This is a genomic window from Chryseobacterium sp. II3a, from assembly GCF_057815135.1.
The window spans coordinates 140,002-153,528 of sequence record NZ_JBYPZJ010000010.1 but is presented as its reverse complement, the minus strand read 5'-3'; the positions used below and the strand labels follow the sequence as shown (position 1 = coordinate 153,528).

11 protein-coding genes are annotated in these 13,527 nt (G+C 35.7%); 4 read left to right on the top strand and 7 right to left on the bottom strand.

Translation table 11 applies throughout. The features are described from left to right. The first annotated feature begins 243 nt into the window (after positions 1 to 243). Positions 244 to 696 carry a VOC family protein gene (locus AC3HD6_RS20195; protein WP_488897956.1) on the top strand — a complete coding sequence of 151 codons (453 nt, stop codon included), beginning with the start codon at positions 244 to 246 and terminating at the stop codon, positions 694 to 696. 62 nt (positions 697 to 758) lie between these two features. Here AC3HD6_RS20195 and AC3HD6_RS20190 read toward each other — a convergent pair whose 3' ends face one another. Genes AC3HD6_RS20190 through AC3HD6_RS20180 form a run of 3 tightly spaced genes read right to left on the bottom strand, consistent with a single transcriptional unit; the run spans position 759 to position 7,318 of the window. Then, entirely contained in the window at positions 759 to 2,102 is a 1,344-nt protein-coding gene (locus AC3HD6_RS20190; protein WP_488897955.1) for an SWIM zinc finger family protein, read from the bottom strand. Positions 2,103 to 2,106: 4 nt separating this feature from the next. Beyond that, complete coding sequence (locus AC3HD6_RS20185) at positions 2,107 to 4,803, bottom strand: DUF6493 family protein (protein ID WP_488897954.1); 2,697 nt, start codon at positions 4,801 to 4,803, stop codon at positions 2,107 to 2,109. Continuing rightward, on the bottom strand, positions 4,784 to 7,318 hold the full coding sequence (locus AC3HD6_RS20180; RefSeq protein ID WP_488897953.1) for a DUF6493 family protein: 2,535 nt from the start codon (positions 7,316 to 7,318) through the stop codon (positions 4,784 to 4,786). The genes AC3HD6_RS20185 and AC3HD6_RS20180 overlap by 20 nt, the downstream gene beginning before the upstream one ends. Positions 7,319 to 7,813: 495 nt before the next feature. On the opposite strand from AC3HD6_RS20180, the gene AC3HD6_RS20175 reads away from it, so the two are divergent. The 3 genes from AC3HD6_RS20175 to AC3HD6_RS20165 all read left to right on the top strand — a co-directional run bounded on the left by AC3HD6_RS20175 (position 7,814) and on the right by AC3HD6_RS20165 (position 9,548). Continuing rightward, positions 7,814 to 8,212, top strand: coding sequence for a MarR family winged helix-turn-helix transcriptional regulator (locus tag AC3HD6_RS20175; RefSeq protein ID WP_488897952.1), 399 nt, complete (start codon positions 7,814 to 7,816; stop codon positions 8,210 to 8,212). A 95-nt stretch (positions 8,213 to 8,307) separates the two neighbouring features. After that, positions 8,308 to 8,652 carry a GIY-YIG nuclease family protein gene (locus AC3HD6_RS20170; RefSeq protein WP_488897951.1) on the top strand — a complete coding sequence of 115 codons (345 nt, stop codon included), beginning with the start codon at positions 8,308 to 8,310 and terminating at the stop codon, positions 8,650 to 8,652. Further along, on the top strand, positions 8,649 to 9,548 hold the full coding sequence (locus AC3HD6_RS20165; protein WP_488897950.1) for an alpha/beta fold hydrolase: 900 nt from the start codon (positions 8,649 to 8,651) through the stop codon (positions 9,546 to 9,548). The genes AC3HD6_RS20170 and AC3HD6_RS20165 overlap by 4 nt, the downstream gene beginning before the upstream one ends. A gap of 14 nt (positions 9,549 to 9,562) precedes the next feature. Here the strand turns inward: AC3HD6_RS20165 and AC3HD6_RS20160 are convergent, their stop codons facing one another. The 4 genes from AC3HD6_RS20160 to AC3HD6_RS20145 all read right to left on the bottom strand — a co-directional run bounded on the left by AC3HD6_RS20160 (position 9,563) and on the right by AC3HD6_RS20145 (position 13,518). Continuing rightward, on the bottom strand, positions 9,563 to 11,545 hold the full coding sequence (locus AC3HD6_RS20160) for an AAA family ATPase (RefSeq protein WP_488897949.1): 1,983 nt from the start codon (positions 11,543 to 11,545) through the stop codon (positions 9,563 to 9,565). A gap of 103 nt (positions 11,546 to 11,648) precedes the next feature. Next, a complete protein-coding gene (locus AC3HD6_RS20155; protein ID WP_488897948.1) occupies positions 11,649 to 12,200 on the bottom strand; it encodes a 3'-5' exonuclease in 552 nt (183 codons plus the stop codon). Between the two features lie 69 nt (positions 12,201 to 12,269). Next, positions 12,270 to 12,815 (bottom strand): 3'-5' exonuclease, encoded by a 546-nt coding sequence (locus AC3HD6_RS20150; RefSeq protein WP_488897947.1) that lies wholly within the window; start codon positions 12,813 to 12,815, stop codon positions 12,270 to 12,272. Positions 12,816 to 12,954: 139 nt separating this feature from the next. Continuing rightward, a complete protein-coding gene (locus AC3HD6_RS20145; protein WP_488897946.1) occupies positions 12,955 to 13,518 on the bottom strand; it encodes a metallophosphoesterase family protein in 564 nt (187 codons plus the stop codon). Positions 13,519 to 13,527: the final 9 nt, after the last annotated feature.

The window sequence follows — 13,527 nt, the reverse complement described above, 5'->3', positions numbered from 1 at the left end:
CTCTCGCAGATTTTGGGTGCTTTTATTTATGTTTTGGCTAAAGCCAATTGAATTTTGATTTATTAATGATGTTGATATCCGTATGAATAAATATTGTTTAACGGCAAAACTTTTTACTTTATCTTTTACTTCTCCCATAATCCTCCATATTTTCCTTCTATCATTCATTTCTATGAAAGAAATCGGTATTATCAGGCTTTTAGAAGAATCTTATCTAGCTTTGTGTGTATTAAAATTAAATCTATGATTAAAGGATTATACGAAACGCATGTTCAGGTAAGTGATTTGGAAAGTGGTATTCAGTTTTATACTGAAGTGCTGGGATTAAGATTGGCACATAGAGATGAAACAAGACCAATTGCGTTTCTATGGGTAGGAGAAGAAAAAGAGTTTATGCTTGGATTGTGGGAGCAGAAGGAGAATCTGCAAACAAGACATTTTGCTTTTACAAGTACAAAAGAAGATATCCTAAATTATTCTGTAAAGTTTTTAGAAAATAAGAATTTAAAGCCTTACAACTTTCTGAAAAACGGAAGTATAGAGCCCATGGTATTTGCATGGATGCCTGCATTGGCTATTTATTTTAATGATCCTGATGGCAATCAGTTGGAATTTATTTCTATTCTTGAAGGAGACAGCAACCCTGAATTAGGTGTTCTTTCATACGAAGAATGGATGAATCGAACACAGAGTTGATTGTTTAAGCCACGAACGCATGGATAAATTAATTTAGCATTCGTGGCAAAATATATCTGTTATTAGCTATTGACAAGTTTCTTCACAGCCAAAACATGTTTACAAGGTCCTCTTTCGCCCTGGTACTTACTGAACCATTCACAGGTGCAGCGTTCTTTACCTTCTTCAAGAATTACAGTATGATGTACTCCAGTACCTTCTACCCTGGCTTCCGTTCTCACCTTACTATTGTTTAAAATCTCTACTTTTCCGTCTTCGATAAGTTTTTCTGCATTTTTCATACGAGGATTCAAGCCTAAAATACGGCTTAGTTTAAAAGGCAGCCTACGATAGAAAAATGCATTTTCATCAAGATCATAGCCCAGTAATCCCATTGCGGCCAGTCTTCCGGTCACGTTATCTGCTTTACTCAAGCTAAGATTTTCTTCCAATGTTAAAACGGTTGCGTTGAATGACTGATTGGCATAAGCATATTTATCCAAGGCATCGATCCATTCATCTGAAACCTCAGCAGTCAGACTATTTAGCACTGCTCCTTCTCCAGAAAACCCTCTCCAGCTTTCTCTTGATAAAGAAAAACTGAATCTTATATTCCCCATGTAAAGCTGCCAGGTGGTAGACTGCATATTCGGATGTGAGAAAACCTGCATATAATCTATATAAGGCAGCAAAGGCTCCAATAAACGAAGCCTGTGAAGCCCTCCGATACAAACGGCATCAGCAGATCTCACAGGAGAAAACATAGGTTTATTTCCTCTCACCATAAGGTAATAATCTGTTTTCACCACCCCTTTCGGCATTCCTCTGAACAGCTGCTGGGTCTGTATTTTATTAAAAGTATGCTGTTTTTCTGATTCCGAAAGGTAGATCTGAACGGTTCCAAGACCTTTGATCCATTTTACAGGCAACGGCACTTTTCTTTCCACCACTTTTTTTTCTTCTTTGTAGAGTCCGACTTCTTTTTCCCCTACAGAAAGCATAATTCTTTCATTGGGACGAATGCTTCCCAAAGCAGTGATCATAGGCTGATTAAAGTCTACATTGGTGGTCCCGTTTTCCAAAAACTCACCATCCAATCCATCAGGAAGAACATCTACACGGGCATAAACTCCGGCACAATGTGAAAAACCTTCGAAACGAAGCCTGTGATTTCCGGCTGTCACGATGGGATCTTTCAACAGGGCCATCTGAAACGGAGACAAACTGAAACTTGATTTTACGATATTGGAAAGTGCAATCAGGCAACGGGCTAATATAAAAGGCTGACCTACATTCCCCCAGAAAAAACAGGGAACATCAGTCTTTTTCTGTATCTCACTATATTGAGCAAGAAACAGCTCCTCAAGAGCATCTTTCTTTACGAAGGAGGAGGATCTTGAGTAATTATAGGTAAGCATATCTTCCATAGTTTTATTTTTTTAGAAGATGATTGCAGATTTTCTTCAGGCTCGAGTTTTCTTTCCAGTCGTTGAGTTTTTCAATTACTTTTTTATCGGCTTCCGACTGGTTTAAAGCCAATACTTCATGATACACTTCCAACAGCTTTTTCAGATTGGTAATAGGTTTATCCATCTGAAGCAAAATATTGGAGATTAATTCTTCGAGTGCAATATTATGATTTTTACTTACATTCAGCATCTGATGTTGGATAAGATCTGTAAATCTTTTCACAGGGGCCCACTCCAGCTTTTCATGGATACCGATCACTTTTCCTAATTGTGCATTATTCATCATCTTATGAGAAACATGTTCTAACCAAATTTCAGCAGCAGTTCCACGAATTGTTTTATCACCATCCAGGAAAATAGTTCCTAGAAACAGGCATCCCATTTCATCCAAAGGTTTTTTAACCTGGTAAAGGGCCTGTGCTGTATTCAACACCAGGTTTCTTTCGTAAACTTCAGCAATACCGGAGTAGAAAAGACAGCTTTTAATCACTTTGGCTAAAGCATTGCCCAAGGTATTCGGAAAGCACCACATCATCCCAATGGTTTCGGAAAGTTCTCTTGGTTCAGCAATAAAATATTCCAGAAGTAATGGATTTTCTCTTTTTTCAAAATGATATTTTGGGATCACGATGTTCAGCTCAGCCGGATAATACGAATTTTTCTTACTGTCAATGGTTTTCCATTGATACATTCCAGAAAAAAATTCTACTGGAATCGTATGATATCCAAAACTGCTAAACTCTTTGAAAGTAGTTTTCGGAGAGCGTGTAAAACCGGCAGTCATCCACCATGCGGGATGTTCAAATTTTCCTTTTGGCTCAGTATTTTTACCAAAGAAGAAAAGCAGCAGATCCTTGTACTCTCCTTTTAATCGTTGCTCAGCCAGCTGTAATGCTTCTGCTGTATTATCCAGAGCACATCTCTGTAATGCCAGTTGCATATCAAGATGATGAGGCTCAATATTTTTATTCTGATATATTTCCAGTTTCTCTACTAAAGTAACCGGAGAAATCCAACAAGGAGCATGAGTAATGGCAAATAATAAAGGAACGCTGTCTCCTGCCTTTATTTTTTCATAAATATATATTGCAAGTTCTTTAAAGGCTTTCATAACCGGACTTCCAGCTCCCACTTCCGTTATTGCGCCCAGTTTCTTTTGATAGTTTGAATAGGTCTCTCTTGCAGCTTCCTCACTGCTTGTTTTCTCATATATTTTATCCAGGTTTTTAAGCTGAATCGGATATTTTTCTAATAAATTCAGTCCATAATTAATGATAACATTACATAGCAGGACGTTCAGATACGGAACTTCCCATTTGGCAATCGTTTTACAGGCTTTCAGGAAAACCGGTTCTATCAATTTCACAGATTCTTCATTAACATCATTGGCAAAACGGGCGAATCCACATAAAGCAACGTCACAATGATGACTATAAGGGTCTTCTATGGCCAGAGGAAGAAAGAACATCAAATCTTCAAAGCTTTCGAGTACCGTAACTTTATTTTCTTCGGTAGTCAGGAATACTTTTTCAGAAACTATTGCTTCCAATTCCTGTGGTTTTTCTTCTATATAAGTATCTAAAAGAGTCCGCACATTCGTCAGTATATTGTCTGAATAATGAGAAAGGGATTCCTTTATCATTTCAGATGGCGGAATATATTTCAAAATAATTTTGGCTGCCTTCGACTGTATTCCATCGTCTTTACTTACAAAAGCAGAAGTTAATGCAAGTCCTAATATTTCAGGGTTTAATTTTTTATATTGAAAGATTTTTTCCGTTAAAGTAAGACTGCTCATAACGACCGTTTTAACTTCCAAACTCAACAGATTGGGAAGGTAATGAGCAAATTCATCGCTTTTGAAAGCAGAATTTCCTACTATTTTCTTTAAATGAATGAGAATTGTATTGACGGCTTTTGACTGTACAGATGCTAGCCCGGCCATTAGCTCGTCCTGAAGATCTATCAATTCATCTTCTGTTGGTTTTAAAGCGGTAAAAGCATCCATAAACCAGCCTGTCACGTTCTTGTTAAAATTTCTATTAGATGCCAGCAGGCATTCTTTTAAAAATCTTTTTCTTTCAATTTTTTGCTCTGTGACAAGCTTTTGAACTAATGGGAACCATTCTTTCTGGAATGGCAGTGATTTGGATGGATACTCACACAGATACCAAAAATGAGTATTGAGTGTTTCAGGATGCTGATCCAGATCTGTAGGATAATTACTCAGATGATGCCCCAACAATTCAGGTTTTGGCTGGATATAGCCTTTTTCTGTCCATCCTAAAATATTCTGATAATTAAAAGCAGTAAACTCAGCATCTATAGAATCATTGATAAAATCGGAGAACCAATCCGGGCATCCCCATTCCAGTATCTTTTCCGTCTGTTCCATATTACGGAAAAGGCTCCAGTAATTTTTACCAAAACTCTTTTGATCCATGCAGATAAATGATGCAATATCAATAATAGAATGCTGATTCACAGAACCTGCTGTATGATAAGAGTTTTTGGTCATGATGATCTTGTTGATCTCACGATCCATTTTTTTTATTGTAGGCACTAATGCCTGCTTTTCTTCGGCTGTAAGCTGTTGCAAAAAAGGGACAATCTCATGTATTTTTTCCTCATTAAGGATATCATAAAGTCTTTCTTTCATGTGTTTTAATTTGATGTATAATTTTTTTCAGGTTATTTTCGTTTTCCCATTCTTTAAGAACCTCAGCAACGCTTTCGTCTACTTGGGTTCTGTTTTGATTCAGAAGTTCATAATAAAGCTCTAACAGCTTTTTTAAATTAAAAACCGGTTTTTCAACTGCTGAAAGAATGGAGATCAACAGTTTTTCAAAGGCTTGGTTATGACTGGAACTCAAATTGATAAATCCGGATAATCCATCGGTAAACCTTTTTATGGGAGCCCATTCGAAATTCACCTTTTTGCCCATGATAATTCCCAGCTCCTGAATATTAAAATCTTCTGAACCAGCCTTGTTTACTAGGGCTTCAAAAGCCATACCAGAAAAGGTTTTATCCTTATGAAACAATCCTGCAGACAGTACTAAATAATGTACAGACTGAAAAGGAAGATTCAGTTTCATCCAGGCATCCAGAAATTCTATATTTCCTTTTATATCATACTGATAGGCAGAACAAGACAAATCACCATTATATTTTCTCGCGGCTAAAGACCCGGAAAAATAAGGTGCTGCATACAAACTACGAATCAGATCATCCTGATACATTGCATGATAAGAATTGAAAAGATGCCCCAGGAATGAGGTATGTTCCGGCAATTCCTTGTTATTATCAATAGTGATTAATGATTCAGGAACTTCTTCTGTATTATTCCATTTATAGATCTTTTTATATCCCAGCTTCCAATCGAAGCCGCCATCAATGAATTCTTTTTTATAACGTTCTGAAAAATAATTTTGCTCAAAAACTGGTTTAAGAAGATCAAAATAGTCTTCATGAAGTTGTTCTTTAGCATATAGTTCTCCTTTTTTCAGATTTCCTTTTTCCACCCTAAGCTGTGCAATCTCAAGATCAAAAGGAATAGGCTTTTCTTTTTGCTGCTGATATACTTTCAATTTATCTACAAGAGTATTAATGGTTATCCAACAAGGAGTATACTCCGGAACTGAAAGTAACGGAAGTTGTTTATTCTCTTTTAAAAATTCAAATATACCTAACAGAAGCTGTTGATATGCTTTGAAAATAAAAGGGGTTCTTTTTTCACTCCAGTTTTCGAGTGCTGGAAATCCTAAATAAGCACTTGAGAATATTTTTGATTTATTCTTTTGTTTCAGCAGTCCGTAATTAATCACAAAAGTTGCCAGCAAATGCTGAAATCCTACCGTTTCTTTTCTTTTGAATGCAGCATTAAATGTAGGTTCAAGCTGATTAAAATGTTCTTCTTTAAAAGTATCATTAAATCTTATTAAAGCATCTAAAAACAGATCAATATGATAGGTTTCATTATTATTGAAAATCTGAGAAGCCAGGAAAATAAAGTCATCTATGGATTCTACGGGAGGTATAGGCTGTGAAATATGCCATGGAGCCGCTTCATAATTTTGTTCATCCTTATTTTCATTGGTTTCATTTTCTATAAGAAATTTACCTAGTAAAGTCTGGGTATCAGAAAGAAGAGAAGCTGTATAAAATATCAGCTCTGTCCTGATTTTTTTTGATTTCGGATCTCCGTATTTAACAATGATCTTTGCTCCTTTGGTTTGAAGGGTTTTATCTTTGTTTAAAAAGACAGGCATGAGAAACAGACATACTGCTTCATGATATTTTTGATGATCTTTTGCCATTTTTTCCAGAACCTGAAGCAAACCATTAATAATATTCTTTGTGGGTAGGGTCATTAATGATGCAGCAGCCTGTAAAAAATCTTCTGTTTTAAAATCTTTTTCCGTAATTACCGGATTGATAATCTTTAATATTCCCGGAAACAATGAATGCTGTGTGGAATGAAAGATCATAAACAATTCATCCTGTAATTCCAGAATTTCTTTATGAGTAGGTTCCAAATAGGCAAAAAGCTCAAGGAACCAGGTATTATGTTCTTTTGAAAAATTGAAATTGATAGCAGCAAGACTTGCTTTAAGTACTCTGGAACGGTCTATTTTCTTTTCCAGCACTAGATTTTTCAATACATCTTTCCAACTTCTTTCGCGATAAACAGATGTAACACTGCATTCATGTTCAAATAAAAACCAAATATGGGATTCCAGTGTTACTGGATACGCAAACAATGTTTCTTCTGTTCTTGATGATGAGGAAAGCAATGATGCCCAGATTTCATCCTGAATGGTAAGATAATTTTTCTGCTCCCATTCCAAGACTTTCAGATAATCAAATCCATCAAGAAATAAATAGCTTTCTCCCATCCAATCAGGAACATAGGTTTCAAAGAGTTCATCGACTAGTTCTACCGGTATAGAATAAAATCCCGGTCTCAACTTTTCATATTCATCCTTTGTTTTACTACACGCCAAAGCAGCTAACACAGATATTGTATTGTGCCCCCATTCTTTATTGATATGTTTTTTTAAAATGGAAGCAACTTCTTTTTTATCTTTTGGTGTAAGCTTCTTAAGAAAAGGTATAATTTCCTTGATTTTATAGTTTAAATATATTGCTTTAAACTCTTCATTAATAAGCATAAATCCATTCTTGATCGCTAAAATAAAAAAAATTGACAGACAGGCTGGTTAATTTTCCCTAAAAAGTGAATTTTTTAACAAATTTTAAGTTAATAAAGTACTTCTACCACTTGCTTTAATTCAATATTGGGTTCTCCTAGTTTAAGAAAATGTGAGATAAAAATCAAAAAATTCAGCTAAAATTGACACTTTTTAACCTGAATTTGAAAAAAAAACCAAAAGTTGAAAAAATAAGAGGGAAACTTCGGTCAATCGTCAAATCACAACATAATCATAATTTATTGAATTCCAGGAATATTAAATCTGATATACTCTAAGAAATTTCACGCTCTTATTTTCTCTATTTCAATCTAATTAAAAATAAATAATCCTCAAAAATAAATAATTTATTTTCTAAAAAACAATTGTAATTCATTAAAATGTATATATTTGCAAAATATAATTACTTGACAACTCAAATACTTTTCAATGATAAGCCTTGAATTATTATTTTTAATGAACATTAATAAACTTCAATCGGTTATGGTAAGGAAGCTTGATTCTCTGAGTGCCCATGGATTGGGTTTTAATGATTTTGTAATTCTTTATATCCTCAACCAGTCATCTGAAAGTAAAATGCGCAGAATTGACCTGGCTGAAAAAGTAGGGGTTACCGCTTCCGGTATTACCCGTTTACTAAATCCTCTGGAAAAAATAGGATGGGTAGCCAGAGAAACTAACGAAAGAGATGCCAGAGTGAGCTACGTTGTTATTACAGCGAATGGGAAAAGAATAGTTGAAGAAGCCCAGGTAACTGCTGAACATACAGCAAAGAACATCATTTCCTCAAAAAAGAATAAAGCGCTACAAACGGCGACCGAGCTTTTATTTGAGTTGGGTGGAAATATTAAATAAATAAACAGGAAGAAGGAAGCTGGAAGTTATTTTGGGTCTTATAATTACTCCTCATTTCTGGTTTCAGGCCTTTAACAATATATACAAAGATTTTTATGAAAAATAATATAAAACAGCAGCTTCGGGAAAAAGCCAAAAACCATATCATCACTATGGGTGTACTTGCTGTGAAAAATAACAAGACCGGAAAGCAATATATAAAAGGAGCATTGAATCTGGAAGCACTGGTAAATAAAATGAAGTTTTTATTACAAGGCAATATGTTTAACAATATCCAGCTTCAGCAAGACTGGAACGAATGCGGAAGTGATCATTTCAGTTTTGAATTTGTCACTATTATTCCTGCTCAGGAAAATAAATATGTTAATTATCGTCAGGAAATTGTAAAAGCAGAACGTGCTGCGATATCAAAACTTGATGGTGAAATGTATGCCTCATGAATCATATTGCTCCTATAAACGATGTTAATCTATGCTATGAAATTTTAGGCGCTGAGCATCAACAGACTCTTGTATTGATTTCAGGACTAGAAAGTCAAATGATCCGCTGGGACGATGCTTTTTGCCAATTATTGGTTCAACGAGGTTTCAGAGTGATCCGTTTTGATAACAGGGATTCGGGAGGATCTGTTTTTCATTCTGAAAAGAGGCTAAATTTCAATGGAAATTATCAGGAGTTTTTTTCTCATATTACAATGGAGGACATCCCCTATTCTTTAATGGATATGGCAAAGGATGTGATTGCTCTACTCGATTATTTACAGATTGATCAAGCTCATTTTGCCGGCAGATCTATGGGTGGAATTATTGCACAATTATTGGGCTCATACTTCCCGGAAAGGGTTTTATCATTAACGATAATCATGTCTACTTCCCTAAATCCTGCATTACCACCTTCAGATCCGGAAGTGATGGCCATGATGATGAAACCTCCGATAGATCCAGCCTTCGATAAGGAAGGTTATCTCAAGGAAAAATTACTTTTTGCAAAAAGAATTTCAGGAGATTTATATGAACTAAAGGAAAGTTTAGAAATCAAAATGATTGAAGAAGAACTAAACCGTTCAAAAACAAAATATGGAACGATAAGACAACTGTTGGCGATTTCTTCCTATCAATATACTTTGGATGTTCTAAACAGAATAACCGTTCCTACTTTAGTTATCCATGGGACTCAGGACCCTATTTTTCACTCTGATTGTGGAAAAGATATTGCAGATTCTATCCCTAATGCAAAATTTTTGTTGATGGAAGGAATGGGACATTCTATTCCCAAGGAGTTAAATCATCTTATCTGTAATCAAATTACAGCATTGATCTCAAAAGTTAGGGTGTAACTTTTAAACGGTTTTTATTGTTTAAAAGTTCTCTCAACTTCTGTTAACCCCATCTTTGCAAGATGTCTGTATACGGTTGCCAGAGTGAGATTTCTTTTTTCAGCAATTTCAAAAGGAGGCATTCCTTCATCAAATAGTTGAAAAGTAATAAGATGGGTCGGTTTTTTAACTACTGTTGTGGAAGTATCTATTTCAGTTTCCTGATTGAATAAAGGAATATCCAGCAGGTGGCAGGATTTCAATCGTTCAATGTACTCTCCAAGGTCATACAGCAATGTTTTCGTTTCTTCGTTGAAGTTTTTTAAACCTTTGATTCCTATTGTTTCCGAATAAAGGTTTTTCAAAGGTAATAAGAACTTCTCAGCAACATTTTTGTAGAAAAAATTGACAGCACCATTGCATTTTTCTTCAATCTCACCCCACTGAATATCACCATTTATAAAATCGGCTAATTTCAGATGGATAACTTTTTTAAATTTTTCAGTTACTTTAAAAAGGTGTTCACTTTCTCTTTCAAAATCATTTAATAAGGTATTGATTTTCTTTGAATCTGGTATTTTTGCACCGATAATTACCTGTTTCCAATTCATTACTGCTTCTTTTAGCCAGGATGCGTCTACTGTCATCTGAACTTTATGTAATGTGTAATCATATTTTTCATGTTCAATGATCTGTACTAGATGATCATTAGCATTGGTAGATATCTGAAAGTCTTCGATTCTATGGTCTTTGAGTATGGCATTCTTCGAAATTTGAGATTTCAGGACGATTCCATTCAGGGTACGGCATCGGCTTAATGCAACATAGACTTGTCCACTGGCAAAGGATCTTCCGGCATCTATGATTACCCGATCAAATGTCAGTCCCTGACTTTTATGAATGGTAACTGCCCAAGCCAGACGTATTGGATATTGATCAAAGCTTCCCAAAACTTCGGTTTTAATGTTTCTATCAGCATCAATCGTATATCTTTTCTGCTCCCAGACTTCGGTGGTTACTGTAATTTCTTTTTTACTTTCATCCAATACCGCCTTAATGGTATCTTCATCGAGATAAGAAATCTCAGCTAACTTACCATTATAAAAGTTTTTCTCGGGAGAGGAATCGTTTCTGATAAACATAATCTGTGCACCTACTTTAAGCTCCAGGGTTTCTTCAACCGGATATTGGGTTTCTTTAAATTCACCCATTACTAAGGCGTTATAAAATAGAGATTCTGCCTCCAGTTCTTTGAGTTTTTTCTGGTTAATATGATCTGCAATACGGTTATGAGAACATAAATGAATATAGGTTTCAGTTTCAGGCTCAAAATCGGGATTGTATCGGGAATTCAGCTTTTCAAAATCCAGTTCATGGAAGTCTGTATGCCTTACAGCATCCAATATTTCCAGGAATTCTTCATCCTGCTGGCGGTAGACTGTCATTAATTCCACTGTTACTAACCGTACATTCTGCAAAGCTTTGGCTGAAAAGAAAAAGGGGGTTTCGTAGAATTTTGATAAAATCCTTTCAGAATCCTCTCTTACAACGGGCGGCAGTTGATATAAATCTCCCACTAATAACAACTGAACTCCTCCAAAAGGCATTTGGTTTCGTCTCACTCTTCTTAATGAATGATCCATCATATCTAATAAATCAGCTCTAAGCATAGACACTTCATCAATGACAATCAATTCTATTTCCCGAAAAAGATCCAGTTTTTCTTTTCTGTACTTAAAATGCGGGAAAAGTTCGTTGATATTCATTGCAAGATTAGGATCAACAGGTTCTGTAGTAGGAACAAATGTTCGGGAAGGAATAGCAAACAGCGAATGGATGGTTACTCCACCGGCATTAATCGCTGCAATCCCTGTGGGAGCAACAATAATATGCTTTTTACGTGTTTTCTTTACAAAATCATTCAGAAAGGTAGTTTTTCCTGTTCCTGCTTTTCCTGTCAGGAAAACACTTCTGTTGGTATGTTCCAGTAGCTCGACGAGTTCCTCCAAAGGATACAATTTTTATCAAAGATAACTGATAAAAATAAAATTAGCTCATAAAAAAGAGACTGATCGCTATGGAACAGTCTCTTACTATCAATGATATGCTCTGTATTGCATCTTAGCTGTGCTTCAGGCACCAATGTAGAATCTTAGCAATATTTCTGGCATCATCCACTCCTCTGTGATGGGTACCGTCTAGTTTAAATCCAAGTTCATTCAGCGCTCTCTGCATTCCTACACTTTTTCTTATGGTAGGATGAGTTTGCCCGAATAATGTTTTGACATTGATATGATCATCGCTTAACGGATAATCCAGATAAAATCTTCTGGTCTGGTTCTGAAGCATATTCAGATCATAGTTTCCATAGCTTGCCCAGGTTAAATCTTCGGAATCATATTCTGCTCTCAGAATATCAAATGCATCATCCAGCATAATTCCCTCGGTATCCAACATATTTTGGGTAAGCGTAGTAAGTTCCGTACAGAACGGGCTTACTTTCGAATGTTGAGGTTTTATTAAAATTCCCTCATTTTGAGAGATCTTACCGGTTTTTGTGTTCATGATACAAACTCCGATTTCGATGATCTCACTTTCCTGACCTCTGGGTGGTCTGTTTTCCCAACATGTAGCTTCAAGGTCTATAATGAGTATATTTTCTGTTGTTTTCATTATTTTTTATTTAAAATTAAAAGATGGAAGTGATGTATAGTTTTGATTTTTATACTTCCATCTAAAGAGTTATTCCAAAATTTTATTGAGAATTTTGGCTGTATTATAAGCATCGTCTGCTCCACTGTGATGATTTCCGTCGAAGTCCATTTTCAAATAATCCAGAGCCCTTTTCAGTCCAATGGGTTTATAAAGTCTGAAATGTCTTTTGAATTCATACATCACATCAAGGTATTGTCCTGAAAAAGGATTTTCTATCCCGAGCCAGTCGGATTGTTCAATAATTTGTTCTCTGTCGAAGTTTCCGTATCCGGCCCAGGTAAGGGATTCGGGATCATATTCATCTCTGATCTTCTCACAGGCCTCTTCAAAATAAATTCCCTTTTCTTCTATGAGTTGTGGTGTAATTCCTGTCAGCTTTGTGCAAAATCTATTGATTTCTGATCTTTCGGGAATGACATAAATGCTTTGTTTTTGTGAAATGGTTTTGGATATCAAATCCAACTTACAAATTCCCATTTCGATAATATCTACTTTTTGTCCGATTGGAATCCTGTCATTTTCCCAACAGGTTGCTTCCAGATCGACAATTACTATTTCATTAGTTGTTTTCATGGTGGTGTACAATGTATTAATAAGAGCAGGATAAAGTCAATAAACAAGGTCATAAAAAACCTGGATACCATAAATATGGCATCATTTAATTATTGATTTATTTTCAGTTTAAATTCTTTCTCCCAGACTCTTCTGTCTATTACTCCCGAGGCCCGAATGGCGGTGTCCATTTTTTCTTTTTCATGATTTCCTTGACTTCTTCGTAGGAAATCGGGTAAAAATCGTGACAGTCTACTCCAACATCGAAGCTCAATGCCATTTCATCATCCGGCAATGTTCCGTGTGAATGTCCGTATAACTGCCAGACTCCACGATGTGAGCCATTCCAGGTACGCATGGCGTAATGGAAAAGAATAATTTTCTGTTTTCCGTTGCTATTATCAGGTTCATCAATTTTCAATTCATGATAATCTCTGATGGAGGCGAATCGTTTAGGATACGTTAAAGCAGCCCCCTCGTGATTCCCCTTGATCAAATGGATATTTCCGTTCAGCTGATCTAAGATTTCCTTTGTAAAGTCTGGCTTTCCAAGACTGAAATCTCCTAAATGGTAGACGGTATCTCCCGGATTGATTCTTTCATTCCATCTTTTGATCAGTTCCTGATTCATATGTTCCATAGACTCAAAGGGTCTTTCGGAAAATTTTATAATATTTTCGTGACCAAAGTGATGGTCAGCTGTGAAAAATATATTGGGTTTCATTTTTTTTAA